This window comes from Anabaena sp. PCC 7108 (genome assembly GCF_000332135.1).
GTDB lineage: Bacteria > Cyanobacteriota > Cyanobacteriia > Cyanobacteriales > Nostocaceae > Anabaena.
On the sequence record NZ_KB235896.1, the window covers coordinates 4,402,366 to 4,420,232 of the forward strand.

The 17,867-nt window shown below is 39.3% G+C and carries 14 protein-coding genes; 4 read left to right on the plus strand and 10 right to left on the minus strand.

What is annotated here, in order from left to right; translation table 11 throughout:
* The first annotated feature begins 115 nt into the window (after nt 1-115).
* Nucleotides 116-667 carry a hypothetical protein gene (locus tag ANA7108_RS0120665; protein ID WP_016952729.1) on the plus strand — a complete coding sequence of 184 codons (552 nt, stop codon included), beginning with the start codon at nt 116-118 and terminating at the stop codon, nt 665-667.
* 337 nt (nt 668-1,004) lie between these two features.
* Here ANA7108_RS0120665 and hetR read toward each other — a convergent pair whose 3' ends face one another.
* From hetR to ANA7108_RS0120705, 8 genes are all read right to left on the minus strand, one after another.
* On the minus strand, nt 1,005-1,904 hold the full coding sequence (hetR, locus tag ANA7108_RS0120670; protein ID WP_026104344.1) for a heterocyst differentiation master regulator HetR: 900 nt from the start codon (nt 1,902-1,904) through the stop codon (nt 1,005-1,007).
* 253 nt (nt 1,905-2,157) lie between these two features.
* On the minus strand, nt 2,158-4,470 hold the full coding sequence (locus ANA7108_RS0120675) for an EamA family transporter (protein WP_016952731.1): 2,313 nt from the start codon (nt 4,468-4,470) through the stop codon (nt 2,158-2,160).
* A gap of 516 nt (nt 4,471-4,986) precedes the next feature.
* Nucleotides 4,987-6,243, minus strand: coding sequence for an inorganic phosphate transporter (locus ANA7108_RS0120680; RefSeq protein ID WP_016952732.1), 1,257 nt, complete (start codon nt 6,241-6,243; stop codon nt 4,987-4,989).
* 486 nt (nt 6,244-6,729) lie between these two features.
* Nucleotides 6,730-7,776, minus strand: a complete 1,047-nt coding sequence (locus tag ANA7108_RS0120685; protein ID WP_016952733.1) for a zinc-dependent dehydrogenase — start codon at nt 7,774-7,776, stop codon at nt 6,730-6,732.
* 51 nt (nt 7,777-7,827) lie between these two features.
* Entirely contained in the window at nt 7,828-8,376 is a 549-nt protein-coding gene (locus ANA7108_RS0120690; RefSeq protein ID WP_016952734.1) for a PIN domain-containing protein, read from the minus strand.
* A 19-nt stretch (nt 8,377-8,395) separates the two neighbouring features.
* Nucleotides 8,396-8,860 carry a helix-turn-helix domain-containing protein gene (locus ANA7108_RS0120695; protein WP_042490582.1) on the minus strand — a complete coding sequence of 155 codons (465 nt, stop codon included), beginning with the start codon at nt 8,858-8,860 and terminating at the stop codon, nt 8,396-8,398.
* Between the two features lie 403 nt (nt 8,861-9,263).
* The gene (gene dxs / locus ANA7108_RS0120700) at nt 9,264-11,171 is read right to left on the minus strand and encodes a 1-deoxy-D-xylulose-5-phosphate synthase (RefSeq protein ID WP_016952736.1); all 1,908 of its coding nucleotides are present in this window, start codon (nt 11,169-11,171) and stop codon (nt 9,264-9,266) included.
* A 150-nt stretch (nt 11,172-11,321) separates the two neighbouring features.
* Entirely contained in the window at nt 11,322-11,993 is a 672-nt protein-coding gene (locus ANA7108_RS0120705; protein ID WP_016952737.1) for an S-layer homology domain-containing protein, read from the minus strand.
* Between the two features lie 220 nt (nt 11,994-12,213).
* Here ANA7108_RS0120705 and rpiA point away from each other — a divergent pair, with 220 nt between their 5' ends.
* The 3 genes from rpiA (at nt 12,214) to ANA7108_RS0120720 (ending at nt 15,628) form a co-directional block, all read left to right on the plus strand.
* Nucleotides 12,214-12,924: a ribose-5-phosphate isomerase RpiA gene (gene rpiA / locus ANA7108_RS0120710; RefSeq protein ID WP_016952738.1), complete on the plus strand. Its 711-nt coding sequence runs from the start codon at nt 12,214-12,216 to the stop codon at nt 12,922-12,924.
* A 75-nt stretch (nt 12,925-12,999) separates the two neighbouring features.
* The gene (locus ANA7108_RS0120715; RefSeq protein WP_016952739.1) at nt 13,000-14,181 is read left to right on the plus strand and encodes an aldo/keto reductase; all 1,182 of its coding nucleotides are present in this window, start codon (nt 13,000-13,002) and stop codon (nt 14,179-14,181) included.
* 79 nt (nt 14,182-14,260) lie between these two features.
* Nucleotides 14,261-15,628 carry a DNA cytosine methyltransferase gene (locus tag ANA7108_RS0120720; RefSeq protein ID WP_016952740.1) on the plus strand — a complete coding sequence of 456 codons (1,368 nt, stop codon included), beginning with the start codon at nt 14,261-14,263 and terminating at the stop codon, nt 15,626-15,628.
* Here ANA7108_RS0120720 and ANA7108_RS0120725 read toward each other — a convergent pair whose 3' ends face one another.
* Both ANA7108_RS0120725 and ANA7108_RS0120730 read right to left on the minus strand, forming a co-directional pair.
* On the minus strand, nt 15,629-16,429 hold the full coding sequence (locus tag ANA7108_RS0120725; protein WP_016952741.1) for a TdeIII family type II restriction endonuclease: 801 nt from the start codon (nt 16,427-16,429) through the stop codon (nt 15,629-15,631).
* A gap of 115 nt (nt 16,430-16,544) precedes the next feature.
* Nucleotides 16,545-17,855 (minus strand): hemolysin family protein, encoded by a 1,311-nt coding sequence (locus ANA7108_RS0120730; protein ID WP_016952742.1) that lies wholly within the window; start codon nt 17,853-17,855, stop codon nt 16,545-16,547.
* Nucleotides 17,856-17,867 lie beyond the last annotated feature (12 nt).

The window sequence follows — 17,867 nt, forward strand, 5'->3', positions numbered from 1 at the left end:
CAATTATCAGGCTTTGTTTCTATCTTAGGCAGACAATTGAGCCGAAATTCCTTGATTGTAGAGGAGTTTGAGCAAATTCTAAGTTAGCATAACCTTGGGTGTTTGGAGAATAACTATGTTAGCAACCAAAAAAGAAATTCGCAGTTTTCAAAACGAAAAAAGCAATTGTTCCTTGAGAATTTTGACAGCACCAGTTTTAGCTATAGCTGGATTATTGGCAACTATTGTGCCAAGTCTAGCTGTTACAGATTCCTATAGAAATGATTACCGAGTCTGTGCAGCACAACTTTTGAGTGTGGGTGTCACTCCACAAGCAGCATCTCAAGGTTGTGCTAAGGCTTTGCGCCCAAAAGAGTTATCTACTTGTGTAGCTCAAATTAAAAAGCAGACGCAAATTAATCCTGCTGATGCATTTAATTCCTGTAGTCAAGCCCGTCGTCCTGAAGATTTAGCTGCCTGTGTAGTTGGTATCAGCAAGGGTACTCAGGAAGCAGTTAACCCAGCTGCTTTAGTCTACTGTGGACGCAGTTTGTTGCCTGTGACTTTTGCACAGTGTGTAGTTGGCTTGCGTAAGGAAATAGATTTTACACCAATTCAAGCTTTAGATACTTGTATTGACGGTACTGATCAAACTATCAGTATTGGGGCTGGGTCAACCCCACAATAATAGGTAGGGGTTAATGGGGGGAGCAAGGGTGACAGATGCTGACTTAAAGCTCTGCCATTAATTTCGATGGGGTAATATCTCTCTGTGATCACCCACTCTGCTCCCCTGCCTCCTGCTGAATTTCGTCTTGCTATCTCTTTTAGAGGTGGGGATGTAAATTTAACCGACTACTACCACTATGTGAGAACTTTGCTTGCTACACATATTAGCCGCGCTCATAGTATCAAGAAGGGCTATAAAAAATATCTTGACTTTAAATGTGGAGGCTGTAGCACAAATAGTTTAGTCAAGGTTGAATCGCTAAAAATTAGAAGTAATCTTCTAATCTTTGGCGACTTTATTCATCTTGACTGCCAAAAACCATTTGTAAAATCATTGGCATTCCTCCGTCTTGGTGATATTTATCTGCCCAAGCGCGGATAATTTCGTCTAGTTCCTCCATAGCTTGGTCTAATCGTTCGGCAGGGATGTCTAATTCTTCTACAGCACGCATGGCGTTTGCTTTTCGTTCTGCCCAATCTTTCATCATGCGAAAGTATCGAGCAGTGTCTTCTACCATCGTGTAAGTGCGTTCCTGATCGTCTGCTGGTGCATAAAAAGGACGAGTCAGAGCGTAGAAAGGCATTCCCCAAGGAGAATCAATGCGTGTCACTGTACCTGAGTAGAGTAAACGGCGTTTGATATGTTCTGCCAAAGCTTCACTCAAAGGCATTTGATGGTGAGGTGGTAATTCCTCTTGCGATCGCTTGTGGAGAAATTCAATTAACTCTAGAAACTCGAAGGAAGTGACTAATTGGGCATCAGGCAGATTTTTAGGCAGCTTGCGCTCAATTTGTCTTTTTTCTTCACTTGTCAAACTCGTACCAGGTACACGGGATCTACCTGGTAGCCAAGGATATTTTTCCATCCAGACATAGGGCAATTGAATCAGATAGCGAGGTTCTTGAGAACCCAGCATTTTTAACAATTTGCCTTCAGTCAGAGCAAGTCTTACTTCCTCGACAATGATTTTGACTCGCTTCGGTTCCAGGTGATGTAAATGGCCAGTCATTCGCAGGTTTTGCCCCTGCTCCAGATAGGTCATATAAATTGCACATTTAGCGGCAGTTGCGGCTGCATCTAAAAATGCTCCATGCCTATGCCCACTTGTTCGCATGGCACTAAAAGCTAGATAAAGCATGATCTGATCCATCGCACTTGGGCCAAGACGTTTGATCAGATCTATGTCGTTACTCATATTCACAGACAGATGAATGGCACGTTTACAAGAGAGGGATTCAAATTAAATTATCTAGTATACACCAAGCTGCAATATACGTCTTCAGTTCAGATAATTAATTATGTTTGAACCATGACTTTTTTGTGATTCCCAAATACACTAACAATTTTTCCAGGATCAAGCCCAGGAAAAATGCTGAGGTTGAATATCCGCATTTTGAGAATGGGGAGAGTCAGTTTTGAGGATGTTAAGTTTCATTGCTCTTTGTGATTTAGTTATTGGGACTAGAAGATTTAACTTGGTTTTGCATTTTTTCAAAGCTGAAAGCAACAGCACCTAAGGTGACTAATAAAACTCCCAGAATTTGTAATAGATTCAAGGTTTCCTGAATCATTAAGCCAGCAAAAATCACAGTTAGCACTGGCACAGTAGCGCCGATAATTGCTGATTGTGGCGCACCTAGTTTGCGAATCCCAAAGTTATTGAATAAATAACCACAAAGGGTGAGAACACCCAACATAAAAGCACTTAGAATCACTTCCAGTAAATTAGATGATCTAATTGCTAAACTCCAATCACTAGGTAAAGGAAGCATTAAGCAAATAAAGCTTAACAGTAGCATAGTGGCGAAGTTAATTAAAGCAAAAGAAACTGGATGCAGTTGAGTGGCGCATAACCTAGTAAAAATTACATACATAGCAAAAGCTATTCCGGACATAATTCCTGAGATGGTTCCCAAAGAGGTATTGCTAATGCCTGTGGAGTAACTACCCAAGATTAATAATTCACCAAAAAATATGGTAGCGTAAGCCCCAGCAGTGATTAAATTAGGACGCTCTCTAAACAGAAACCACGCTAAAAGTCCACTAATCACAGGATAGATAAAAAATAGTGCGATCGCTATGCCAGTGGTAACTTCGCCAATAGCAAGGTAAATGAGTACTTGCGACAAGAATAAACAGCCGCCACTGACTACGGACAATATTAAAACCCGCTTTGTTTTTGCACTGTTAGGGGTAGTATTTCTCCCAATCGAATCAAATAGATTTTGCAGGTCTTGCCAAATTGGAGGATGCAAGATGGGAGCCAAAAGTAGCATCAATGGCACAACTACTAATAACCTGAGCATCAAGATCAGGAAAATATTACCCAAGGTTGGCGTGATGAATTGCTGTGTCTCGAACTCTCCCAGAATCTGAGAATCTTTGTAAAAAAGCGCCTTAATAGCTACGTTGTAAAGGGACGATACCAGCGTTGACAAAACAACCAACAAAAAGCCTACTTGAACCGGAGACCAGTTTGGGGAACTACGGGATCTTTGTCTTCGGGTAGTGACTTCCTGCTTTGGCCTTGGTGCAAATGGATTTGGTGATGTAGTTGAGCTTTCTGACAATTTTGGAGTCAGGACAGAAATTGGCTCAGTTTTATTTTCCTGGGGTGGCTGTTTTGATGTAATTGAGCTTTCTGATGATTTTGGAGTCAGGACAGAAATTGGCTCAGTTTTATTTTCTTGGGGTGGTGGTGCTGATAAGTCTGGACTCTGGACAGAATTTAACTCAGTTTTATTTTCCTGTGATGGTGATGCTGATAAGTCTGGACTCTGGACAGAATTTAACTCAGTTTTATTTTCTTGGGGTGGTGGTGCTGATAAGTCTGGACTCTGGACAGAATTTAACTCAGTTTTATTTTCTTGGGGTGGTGGTGCTGATAAGTCTGGACTCTGGACAGAATTTAACTCAGTTTTATTTTCTTGGGGTGGTGGTGCTGATAAGTCTGGACTCTGGACAGAATTTAACTCAGTTTTATTTTCCTGTGATGGTGGTAAAGTTACCACAGCCTCTTTTGGTGATTCCTGGGGGAGCAGAGAAATGGGTTCAGTAATTATTCTCTCTGAGGATTTTTCCAAGAAACCGTTTTTATGAGGCTCTGTCAGTTGTAATACAGTTGGCGCACCTCCTGTGACAACCTTGAAGGAAGTTGTTTCTTTAGTCTTGTCCAGTTCACCTCGTAGACGATTAATGAACTCTGCTAAAATTTCTTCCCCTTGCTGCTGTTGGTCGTACATTCGGGACAACTGCTGGGAAAGATGACTTTGATAATTTTTTAGTTCTTGTTGCAGCGAGCTAAAAGCAATAGTGACAGTATCATCGAGATTGTCCAACATTTGTCCGACATTCTCATTGATCTGACTGGCTGAATTAGTTGTGACTTCAGCAGACCTCAACGCAGATCGTTCAGAAGATTCACCGTCAATTGATTGAGTAGCTAGAGACTTCAATGAAGATTGTAGTTGGGAAGATATATGCTTTGCCAAAACTTCTGCCAGCTGACGGATTAAAACTTGCTGTTCAGTAATTTGTCGAGCCTGCTGTAACTTTTCTTTTTCTTCAATCAATCGTTGAATATCACTAGCTAAACGTATTTTTTCAGCCTCCAGTCGCTTGACATCATCCTGGAACGACCTCAGGACATTTTGTTGAAGATTCTCCAAATCCTCAACTACATCCCAGAGTGCATTTTCTGCGGCTCTAGATAAGTCGCCTCTGATTCGTGGGTTGTCTGGTCGTTTCTCGAATCGCCCCATCAGTTTCTAACCTCTAACACCTTGACGATAAATCAGTTAAGCTGTTCTCAGATTATTTACTGATAACTGTTAACTGTTCACTGGTAACTTTTCACTGACAATAAATCAGTTATCAATTATCAATTGTTAAACTGTTTACTGTTTACTGTTTACTGATAACTGTTCACTGTTTCAAAGCTTTGCAGATGGGTAGGTTGTGAAAAACCAAAATTTGTGCGAAGTGTAAATTGCGTGACAGTTTTTGTTGCTCTGAGGAATTAAAGTATTTTTCTATGAAAAATAGAAGATATTGCCATCCCCTGCACAATATTCTAGTAAATGACCAACAATTCTGCAAAAATATGCTGTTTAGTAGTAATTGCAGAATGTAGCGGTTTTTAATTGCGTCGGATTCCAATTGAACGTAGGGGTACAGCACCGAAAGTTTTGTAGTGAAACAGCTATCTTGCTTACGCGATTTCCCTAGAATGTGTTGCATTCATTATGAGATCGAGTATGTAAGAATCTCCATAAATTTCATTTTAAATTTAAGATCATCCGGATAATGCTGAAGATGGTAGCGCTGAGAATGGCACTAATGGGGACTGTAATTACCCAGGCGGCGGCGATTCCTTGGAGGGTTTGCAATTTCAGTGATTTGAAGTTTTGTACTAGTCCAATGCCCACTACACCTCCAACGAGGGCGTGAGATGTGGATACAGGTAAACCCAGTCGGGAAGCAAGTAAGATTGTGGTGGCGGTGGCCAGTTCGGCACAAAATCCGCTACTCGGTTGTAAAGATATAATATTTTCGCCGATGGTGGCAATTACTTTTTTACCCCAGATTGCTAAACCAGCGACAATACCAATACCACCAAGAATCAGAATCCAGATGGGGATGGTAATACCATCAATGGGTACGCTACCTGTACGCTGGATGTAGGATATGACTGCTAGGGGTGCGATCGCATTCCCAACATCATTTGAACCATGTGCAAAGGCGACAAAGCAAGCACTTAATAATTGGAAGCGTCCGAATAATTGCTCTGTGGGATTGGTAATTGGTGATTGGTGATTGGTAATTGGGGAATTAAGTTTTTTCCAGTTATATATTGTCAGTCCAATTGCGGCTGTTGCACCTATAAATATGGGGATGTCGTGTGCAGGGATGTTTAAACCGACTTCTTCAATTAAAAACGTTGTCAGTGGTTGGGTGAGGGATGGTAGGACAATTACACCAAATACACTCAGTAAAATTGTGCTTAACCAAGGAATCCATTCTTGTAACTGTATGTGGGGATTCGGTTGTTCTAAAATCCAGCGCTGAATCAGACTGTAAAAAAAAGCCGCTATTATCCCACTAATTACAGGTGTTAAAATCCAACCGATGGTAATTAAACCAATAGCTGACCAGTCTATAGCATTTATTCCCAAGGCTACCCAACTAAATCCAGCGATCGCACCCACAACGGCATGAGATGAGGATACAGGTAAACCGCGTGATGTGGCAATCTGTAGCCATATCCCTGATGATATCAGTACCGTTGCCATGCCTAACAGTAAGGTTTGCGGTGTGGTGGTAAATAGTTCGGGGTTAGCAATTTTTGTCCCCAAGGTTTCTGTTACCCCATGTCCGAATAATACCGCACCTGTAAATTCTAAGATGCCGGCAATGATAATTGCTTGTTTGAGGGTGACAGCTTTAGAACCTACAGAAGTCCCCATAGCATTGGCTACATCATTTGCGCCCAGATTAAAAGCTACATAAAAAGCTAAGAAGGCGAGAATAATCATAGTTGTCTGAATCAGGATTTCCAGGATTTTAGGATGTACAGGATTAATGTTGGTTGTTTTTGATGTAGTTTGTTAATTTTGTTAATCCTTTAAATTGTCTGATAGCGAAGCGTGGCGTAGCCATATCAGGATTTACAGGATTAATGTTGATTGTTTTTGATGTAAGTAGCCATCATGAACTGTGTACACCAGAACACATGAAAAAAAACTTCTTATTCCCCTCCACGAAACAGCGGGGAGGGGTTAGGGGTGGGGTCTTATTTTCAAGTCAGGTAGGCGAAAATAAAGAGAACAATGTTAAGTAAGGTAACAAATTCTGAAATTGGCTCGTAGTTAGGGCTACCCTGCGGGAATGCTTCGCAAACAGCTCTACTTTCAGGTCTAAAGACCTCACTACAAACCTTTAATTATTTACGTTACGCTACTTAGTTTGTTAATCTTGTTAATCCTCTAATCCTGAGTATCCTGATTCTGACAATATTTGATTTACGGATAAATTAGAATTTTATACGTTTCCGGTGTGGGTGCGATCGCTTGGTCTACGGCTTGTGATAAATCTTGTAGGGGATAGCGATCGCTAATTAAGGCTTTGACATCAATGCGGCGATTAAAGACAATATCGGCGGAAAGACTTTGTAAACGGTATGATGAGCTATAACTACCCATCAAATCAATTTCCCGACGATAGAGAGTATTCGGATTAATGGGAATTGTCAACTCATCAGGAAACTCGGCGAAAAACAAGATTTTTCCACCTTTGCGAGTACAGTCTAAAGCTTGGAAAAATGCTTTGTCACTGGGAACAGCTAACAAGGTGACATCAACACCCATACCCCCAGTTAAAGCTTGAATTTTTGCAGGTAAATCAGGATCACGAGCATCGAAAGCTGCTTCTGCACCCACTTCTAGAGCTTTTTCAATTCTAGATGGTAAAAGGTCAGTAGCGATCGCTCTGGCTCCAAAATACTTCACCAACATCATAAACATTAACCCAATTGGCCCAGCCCCAGTGATTAACACAGTCTGTCCCGGTGCAATTTGAGCCTTTTTCACCGCTTTTAAACAGCAATTAGTCGGTTCTACAAAACTCGCTTCTTCAAAACTAATATCATCGGGGATAGGAATTAAACCCCCATTCTCCACAATATGACCTGGAACTTTTACATACTCAGCAAAACCGCCGCCACTGGCGTTAAAACCTGCGGTAGTTGAGATATTTTTATAAACATCACACATGGAGAAATTATCATTTAAGCAGTAGGAGCAACGCATACATGGTATATGGTGCATCACCGCTACCCGTTGTCCTACCGTCCACCCTTTCACATTAGCACCCACAGATGCGATCGTTCCAGCCGTTTCATGTCCAAATATACGTGGCGGTTCATACAAAGGATAACGAATTTTTTTAATATCTGACTGACACAAACCTACAACCCTCACCTGTACTAGTACTTCATCTGCTTCTAGGGTGGGAACGGGGACTTCTTCGTAGGATAATTGATTAACGCCTCTAAATACTTGTGCTTTCACGTTGGTTTCTTATCATTCAACGTTACTAGATTTAGCATTTTGTGGTGAACTTTAGGTTATGAAAGTATGGATTTTTTGAACAAATCTTGGTATTGGGTTACTTAATTTATCAAGTAGTTGAAATAAAGTTAAAGGAGTTCTTTTATATTTTTGAGATTGTGTGAGTAAAACTTGAACCATTATTTCAGGGTATTCTTCAGATATATCACAGAGGAAATCATCAGGTGACTGTGCTTTTATATTCCAAGGCTTCAAAACTTGTTTCTGAAAATCTTTAATATTTTGAGTAACTACAATATCTCCTTTATCAACTATACCAGCAGCGAGAACATGACGATCCTTAGGGTGATTTTTCATCACAGACTCCAGTTCTTGAGGTACTTCAACCATAGCCTCTGGAAAAGCAGTTTTGATAACTTCCTCTAACTTCTTAGCTCCTTCGCTAGAAATATATCCTTTATTGATGAGATTTCCCATTGCTTCATCTAGGATTTTTTGTGACCAATAAGGTACATACAAACCAGCCTCAGCAGTAGAAAGTAAGGTATCTCGTAAGTACATTGGAAACAAAACACAGGCATCTAAGATAACATTAGGCATAGTGATTTAACTGTTTTACTCACTCCTCGTAATCATAAAGTCCCGCTTCTTCACTTACTTCAATAAGTTCTTGTAGGCATTTTCTACGCTTGATATCTCGTTGTTCTTTATATTTCATCAAATCATCAAAACGAACACGTCGATGTGTTCCTACCATAATATGAGGAATTTCACCCTGGTCTAATAACTTAATCAGGTAAGGACGTGAAACTTTCAGCAGGTCTGCTGCTTTTTGTGTTGTCAGTTCTCTATCCTGAATGACTACAGATATTATTTTACCTGATGCCAGTGCATGAACAGCCTGGTGTAATACATGATACACCGTTTCGGGAATCTGAATTTCTTTACCGTCTGCTCCTACTAGTTTTGGTTGGGAGCCTTCAAGCTGAAGTATACGTTCAAGGTGCTTAATAGATGACTGTTCCTGTTCTGAAGCCATTACCGACTCTACAGGCAGGTTTTGCCCAGATATGATGGTCTTCATTGTTTATGATTACTTTAATCAAGATATCTAAAAGTATATCTTTTATATTATCTAAACGCAATATCCGAAACGAGAATCAAATAGAAATATATTTTATGAGACTCAGGATACGCTGGATTCAAGGATGTACAGGATGAAAATAATTAAATCGGGTCAATCCTTAATAGGACTTACCCAAAAAAACACTCAAACTCCTATTCCTCTGTGTTCTCTGTGTCCTCTGTGGTATGCCTGACGGCACGCTACGCGAACGTTATTCCGTGACTCGTGCGTAAGTCCTGATTAAATCCTGTAAATCCTGATTTAGACAATGAAAATTGGCTCTGAGTCTAGGATAAAACAAGGCAGAGCCTTTAAGAATTCATTCCCATACAGAGTATGGGAACGAGAAAAAGAAAATTATTTAGACAACAGTAGCAGCTTGTTTCTTAAAGAAAGCTTGCAAAATAGTTTCTGCAATTTGCCGACTGCTTAAACCTAAGGCTGCAAAAGATTGATCTGGTGTGGCATGATCTACCAAAATATCTGGGACACCAATCCGCTTCACAGGAACCAAAACATCAGCATCAAGTAAAGCTTCAGCCACCGCAGAACCAAAGCCACCCATTAAACAGCCTTCTTCCAAAGTGACAACTCGGCCAATTTGTTGAGCCAAAGGTAAAATCAACTCAGTATCCAAAGGCTTAACAAACCGGGCATTAATCACAGTAGCTTCAATGCCATGTTCGCTGAGAATTTCTGCCGCTTGCATACTGGGGTAAACCATTGTGCCGTAACCGACGATTAACACATCATCACCCTGGCGGAGAATTTCCCCTTTACCGATTTCCAAAGGTTCCCAACCTTCTTCCATCAAAGGTACACCGTGACCATTACCGCGTGGGAAACGCATAGAAATGGGGCTACTGGTGTGGTTAATACCAGTCACCACCATCCGTTGTAATTCCGCTTCGTCCTTGGGAGCCATCACTACCATGTTGGGAATACAACGTAGATAGGCGATGTCATACATACCTTGGTGAGTCGGACCATCAGCACCAACAATACCTGCTCGATCTAAACAGAAGAATACGGGTAGGTTTTGGATGCAGACATCGTGAATAATTTGGTCAAAGGCGCGTTGTAAGAAAGTGGAATAGATAGCAGCAACAGGGCGCATTCCTTCACAGGCTAAACCAGCTGCTAAAGTCACAGCGTGTTGTTCAGCAATACCCACATCGATATATTGATTGGGTAATTTAGCTTGGAGTTTATCTAAACCTGTACCGGTGGCCATTGCTGCCGTAATCCCGACGATTTTGGGATTTTGTTCTGCCAGTTTTACCAAAGTGTGAGAAAAAACTTTAGCGTAAGCTGGAGGTTTGGGTTTACTGGAAGGAATAGCCTTACCGGTGGTTAAGTTAAAGGGGGTTTGGGCGTGGTAGCCTACTTGGTCTTTTTCAGCTAGTTCATAGCCTTTACCTTTAGTTGTCACCACATGAACCAAAACCGGGCCAATAATTTGATGTGCTTGTTGGAAGGTAGCAATCAACTCTTCTAAATTATGCCCGTCCACAGGCCCCACGTAGGTAAAGCCCAGTTCTTCAAAAACTGCACCAACTTTGGGAACCGCTAAACGCTTCATTCCTTCTTTGATGCGTTCTAGTTCTGGGGAAAGAGATTCACCAACAAAAGGAATATGTTTGAACTGTTCCTCTAAATTATCTTTGATAAATTGCACCGGTGGGCTAAGGCGCATTTTGTTGAGATAGCGGGGAATAGCACCAACGTTGGGGGAGATGGACATCTCATTGTCATTGAGAACCACCAGCAGGTTAGTTTTGGGTAAGTGTCCAGCGTGGTTGATGGCTTCTAAAGCCATACCACCGGTTAAAGCACCATCTCCAATCACAGCAACGGCTTTAAATTTTTCCCCTTTTAAGTCGCGGGCTAAAGCCATACCCAAGGCGGCTGAGATACTGGTAGAAGCGTGTCCAGCACCAAAGTGGTCAAATTTGTTTTCACAACGCTTGAGATAACCTGCAACTCCGTCTTTTTGTCTGAGAGTGTGGAAGTCACTGTAGCGTCCTGTGAGTAGTTTGTGGGGATAAGCTTGATGTCCCACATCCCAAATGACTTTATCTCGATCTAAGTCCAACGTCTGGTAAAGTCCAAGGGTTAGTTCTACAACTCCCAAACCGGGACCTAAATGTCCCCCAGTTGCGGCTACGGTTTGTAAGTGCTTATCTCGAATCTGATGAGCAATTTGTTGCAATTGCCGAATCGACAAACCATGCAACTGGTTAGGGTGGGTGATTTCACTCAGGTGCATATTATCGGGTTTTCCTCTCTATACTCTACTTTTGGCATTAACTTAGATTTTCCCACTTCAGGTGTCTACAAAAAGCTGGCAGTCATTAATGTTGTTTGTAGAAGTATAACTTTGGTTAGTTATCCGCAGCCATTTCTCCTCATCTCCCGATCATAATTGGGGTACACCAGGGACTACTGGTGTCTCTGGTTGTTTTTGTTGGCGTTGCAAATATTTACTTAAGACGTAAGCCATGTCAGCACGAGTCATGGGGCTTAAGGGGTTAATATTACCTTGGGTATCTGTATTGATAAATCCTTCACTGACTACGGTAGCGATCGCTTTTCTAGCCCAGGTGGGTATATTCTCTGCATCTGGGTGAGGTGTCAAAATTTCGTTGACGGTATCATTGGGGAACTGAAACACTCCATAGGCCTGGGCAAAAATTGCTAACCCTTCAGCCCTGGATACTCTTTGATTGGGAAAGAACATATTCCCTCGATAGCCTTTCATAATGTCGGTTTTGAGAACTATCTGAATATCTTGATATCCAGGGTGAGAACTCGGCACATCTGGTATAAATTTTGCTTTTTTTTGTTCAACAGCTTGGCGTTTTTCTAAATGAAAAGCTTTCACTAAAATTGATGCTAATTCAGCCCGACTAATTAAGCTATTTGGATAAAATTGACCATCGGGAAAATTGGCAATTAATTTGGCGTTAATCACCTTTTGTATATAATCTGAACCCTGGATAGGTAGTTGTTCTGAAGTTTGTGTCTGCGCCATTACTGGGTAGTTTTGCACTAGGCTTACTAAACTCAATGTAGCTAGTAATTTTTTCATGTCTATTATCATTTTATAACTGCATTGTTTATATTGACGTTTGTTGAATAACTGAAGTTGCCGATTTTCTATTTCATTAATTATTAGTATTTTTTTATGTATAATTTGAAATTTTTGATCTAAGAAATATCACTAATTACCTATTAACCATTACCAATTTTGTAGTATAGTCGGCTGTAATAGTATCTTCCCCACAGTTAATTTTTGAGGAGTTTTAAGAATGTCCGTAGCAGCAGACCCCGTGAAGTTGATGAAGCAAGAAGTTGGCAAAGCCGCCGCCGCCCTGGTAAAATCTGGTTCCATAGTTGGGTTGGGTACGGGGTCAACTACAGCCTATACAATTCAATATTTAGGAGAACGCCTCAAGTCTGGTGAACTTAAAGATATTGTTGGAATCCCCACCTCGTTTCAGTCGGAAGTTCTAGCAAAACAGTACGGCGTTCCTCTGACGACTCTCGACGCTATTGACCATATTGATATTGCTATTGATGGTGCTGATGAAGTTGATCCCCACAAAAACTTGATTAAAGGCGGTGGTGCTGCACATACCCGCGAAAAAGTGGTAGATTATCTGGCAGAGCAGTTTATTGTCGTGGTCGATGCTGGTAAGTTAGTAGACCGCTTGGGTTCTAGTTTTGCTGTCCCAGTGGAAGTTATCCCTATGGCTATTACTCCCGTTCTCAATGCAATTAAAAAACTCGGTGGTAAACCTGAACTCCGCATGGGTGTAAGGAAAGCCGGCCCAGTCATCACCGACCAAGGTAATATGGTTGTCGATGTGAGATTTGATAATATTAGCGACCCTGTGAATTTAGAAAAAACACTGAATAATATTCCTGGTGTTTTGGAAAATGGCATCTTTGTAAATTGTGTTGATTTGGTTTTGATTGGCGAAGTTATCGATGGTAAACCTATTGTTCGTCAGATGTAGTTAAAATAAGTAGGGTGGGCAATTCCCACCTGAAAAACTAAAATCTAAAAATGAAAGATTAGAATTTTAAATATAATGTTGTACAGAAGATTTGGACGCACAGAATTACAAATCCCAGTGTTCTCTTGTGGAGGAATGCGATATCAATTTAAATGGCAAGATGTTACACCAGAAGAAATTCCAGCAGATAATCAAGAAAATTTAGAAGCGAGTATTCATCGTGCATTAGAAGTTGGGATTAATCACATTGAAACTGCCCGGTTTTATGGAACATCAGAAATGCAATTGGGCAAAATTCTACCGCAGTTCCCCCGTGAAAAGTTAATAGTTCAGACTAAAGTTCCTCCTGTGGAAAATCCTCAAGAATTCCGCGAAACTTTTGAAAAATCTTTGGCTTATCTCCAGTTAGATTATGTTGATTTGCTGGGTTTGCATGGGATTAATGATGCTGAAAGTTTGGATTATAGTATTCGTAAAAATGGTTGTTTAGAAGTAGCGAAACAGTTACAAGCTGAGGGAAAAGTTAGATTTATTGGCTTTTCTACTCATGGGGCTACAGATTTGATTGTACAAGCAATAAATACTAATCAATTTGATTATGTGAATTTGCATTGGTACTATATTAATCAATGGAATTGGACTGCTATTGAAGCTGCTAATAAATTAGATATGGGGGTATTTATTATTAGTCCATCTAATAAAGGTGGGTTATTATATCAACCGTCAGCAAAATTAGTTGATTTATGTTATCCATTGAGTCCAATGGTGTTTAATAATTTATTTTGTTTGAGTCATCCCCAAGTACATACATTGAGTATAGGGGCAGCAAAACCAACTGATTTTGATGAACATTTAAAGACTTTAGAATTGTTAGATAAAGCCGAGGAAATTTTACCACCAATTATTGAACGTTTAGAAAATGCAGCCATAGAAACTTTAGGAGAAGATTGGGTAAAAACCTGGGAAACTAATTTACCAAGTTGGGAAAAAACACCAGGAAAAATAAATATACGGGTGATTTTGTGGTTGTTAAATTTAGCTTTGGCCTATGACATGATCGAGTATGGCAAAATGCGCTATAACCTCTTAGGTAATGGTAGTTCCTGGTTTCCTGGTAATAAGGCTGATAAGTTAGCAGAATTAGATTTGCGAGAATGTCTTGTTAATAGTCCCCACGCTGAAAAAATTCCGCAGATGTTAGCGAAAGCCGAGGAGATGTTAGGGGGTGCAGAGGTGAAGCGGTTGTCTCAAAGTTGAAGACTGGAAACTTAGTATATTTGGTGATATACTGGGTTTCTGAATATAAATAGTTAGTTGATAAAATTAGCTAACAAACATGAAATCTATATTTTTGCAAACACCAAAACAAATAGCAGTACCTCTACAGTTAGTAACTAACCAGAAAAAATTCACTTTTATTGATCTCTTTGCCGGTATTGGTGGATTTAGAATTGCTTTAGATAAATTAGGTGGTCAATGTTTAGGCTATTCTGAAATAGATAAACAAGCTATTAAAGTTTATCAGCAAAATTTTATCAGTTACTTCAATAAAAATGAAATTGAATTAGGAGATATTACAAAAATTAGTGAACTTCCACCGAATGTTGACATAATTGTGGGTGGTGTTCCTTGTCAACCTTGGTCTGTTGCTGGTTGTTTAAGGGGATTTGAAGATCCGAGAGGAAAATTATGGTTTGATGTAATTCGATTGGTAAATAAAAATCAGCCTAAAGGTTTTATATTTGAAAATGTTAGTGGATTAGCAAGTCCTAAAAACCGAGATAATTTAGAACTAATTCTCAATGAATTGACAAATATAGGATATTGCATTAAATGGAAAGTTATTAATGCTTATGATTTTGGTTTACCGCAAAATAGAGAGAGAGTTTTTCTTGTTGGGATTAGACGGGATATAGAAAGATGTCAAGAGTATAAATTCCCTAATCCTCTGAATATTCACCCAAAAGTTTTAGATATCTTAGATGATTTTAAAAATGTCAAAGTTATTGAGAAAGTTAAATTAGATGCAAATACTTTATTTAAAGGTGTAATTCCACCATCAAGAACTCGATTTCAAAAGGATGATGAGTTAAATGATTTTTTTATTTTCTCTGATTTAAGAAATGGGCATACAACAATTCACTCTTGGGATATTATCAAAACAAGTGATAGAGAAAAAATGATTTGTTTAACTCTTCTGAAACATAGAAGAAGCAAAAAATATGGAGATAAAGATGGTAATCCTTTATCTTTTGATAATTTTAGAGAAATAATAACTGACATAGAGATAAATGAATTAAATGTATTGGTTGAAAAAGGAATATTTCGCTTAACTGCTGATAATAAGTATGAATTTGTAAATTCTAAAAATATGACAGGGATTAATGGTATCTATAGAATTATTTTACCTACCGCTGATATTTTCCCGACTTTAACTGCTACTGGTGCTAAAGACTATATTGCTACTGTATCTATTAATGCTAGTCATCCACAAGAATATAAAAATCTTTTCTTAGAAAAAATTTATCAACCGCAGAATTATATACCAATTACTGCAAAACACGCTTGCAAATTACAAGGGTTTCCAAAGAATTTTGAATACCATACAAGAGATGAAATAGCTAAGAAACAGTTTGGTAATGCTGTTCCTGTGCCTGTGGTTGAGTATGTAGCTAAAGAATTATTGAAGATTCTTGATATCTAACTAATTTGGATAAAAAATATCATGAAATTCTGCTGCAAAGTTTTCTTGTCCTAATTCAACAAAAAGTGATTGTAAATCCTCAAATGTATTTTCATTTCCAGAACAAAAATCCCAAAATTCATTTTCAACCCATATATCTTGGGTAATATCCAAAGGAGAACTAGATAACATACTTTTTTGCTTTTCATACCAAGATTTTTTAAACGGATTAAAAGGAATAGCAATACGTGCTTCTAAGTTAGCATCAGGATTTTTAGAGAATCTGTAAGCATACCATTCTAGAATTTGTTTGTTAAATCCTTTAAAACCTCCCTGATTTGGTTGTGTGGTTTTAATATCAAAAACATATTCAATACAATTTTTGGAAAAATGAATATCTACTCCTGTACCAGAAGGAGGAGATGTATATTTAATTATTTCTTCAGGATTAATTTTCACAGCAGCTTGTTTAAGTCTCTGTATACATTCTTGAGTACAAATAATATTTCTATCATATTTGTTTTCACGTTCAGCAATTAAATTGTTTAGTTCAATATCTAATTCTTTAGGAAATGGTTGAGGACGTAATATTTTTTCAGTAATGATTTCAAATCCATTTAATTCTGCTAAAGTTTTAGCTATAGGTTCCCAACAAGTTGTTCCTAAACTTGTTTCTAGTCCACCAATCAGAGAACGTATTCGTCTTTCTTTGGGAAAAATATCATCTAATACTTGGTAATTTTCTATTTTCTTACCTTTAAAAAAATTCCTAATTGATTTTTTTAGATTTTCCTTGATAATTTGTTTGGTAGAGTCATCCATATTTCATTATTATCAGTAATTAAATTCATCTACATAAATAATAAAGCAAGGTGAATAGATAATTGCTAATTTAGCACCAATTACCTATCACCTATCACCTATCACCCATCACCAATTACCCATGATGATTTCCCTTTGGCACAACTAGTACTTTATCAACACGATTTCCATCCATGTCCATGACTTCAAAACGCATACCTTCCCATTCAAAATGGTCTGCTGCTGCGGGGATACGTCCTAAATGGGTGATTACAAGTCCACCTAATGTTTGATAACTACCTCTTTCGTCAGGTTCCAATTCATCGAGATCGAAAAGTTCCAAAAACTCTTCTATAGGTAACATTCCATCTACAAGCCAGGAACCATCTTCTCTTTGTACAGCTTCTGGTTGCTCTTGTCCTGGGCCTGCGGGTACATCACCGACGATTTCACTCATAATGTCATTGAGAGTGACTAACCCTTGAATTACGCCATATTCATCGACTACTAGCGCCATGTGAGTGATGGTTTGTTTGAATAACTCTAAAACTTTTAACCCACGGGTGCTTTCCGGTACAAACACAGGTTGACGTAATCCTACTGTTAAGTCTAAAGGTTCACCCCGAAAACTGCGGGCTAATAAGTCGGTGACGGGAATTACACCCAGGACATTATCAAGTCCTTCTTGACAAACTGGATACCGGGAATAGGCACTTTCCACCATTTTTTCGCGGTTTTCTTCTGGGGGATCTTCCAAGTCTAGCCAGACTATATCAGGACGTGGTGTCATTAAGTAACTGACAGGACGATCACCTAAACGGAAAACTCGTTCTACCATATCCTGTTCGGCTTCTTCAAAGGTTCCCGCTTCTGTCCCTTGTTCTATTAAAATTTTGATTTCTTCTTCAGTGACTTGCGGTTCAGTAGAGGGTGTAATTCCCAAGATTCGCAGTACTAAATCTGTAGATGCACTCAATAGATATACTATAGGTGAAGCTATACTTGCTAAAGCTCGCATGGGGACGGCGACAAGGGCGGCAATTTTTTCGGGGTTGTTTAATGCCAGCCGTTTGGGTACGAGTTCACCAACTATGAGCGAAAAATAAGTAATTAGTAAGACGACTACACCAAAAGCGATCGCACTACTATAATTAGCTAAAACTGGGACTAGCTTTACATACTCTTCTAGTCTTTTAGCAATGGTAGCACCACCAAAGACACCATTAAGAATATTAATGAGTGTAATCCCTACTTGGACGATAGACAAAAAATGATTGGGCGACTCTGCTAGTTTCAAAGCAGCCCTGGCATTGACATCTCCTTGATTGGCCAACTGCTGTAGTCTAACTTTTCGGGCTGAGACTACGGCCATTTCCGACATGGAAAATACTCCGTTGGCGAAAATTAGCACTAAAATGGTTAAAATTTCAAAAGTAATGGAAGACATTGTTGATAATTG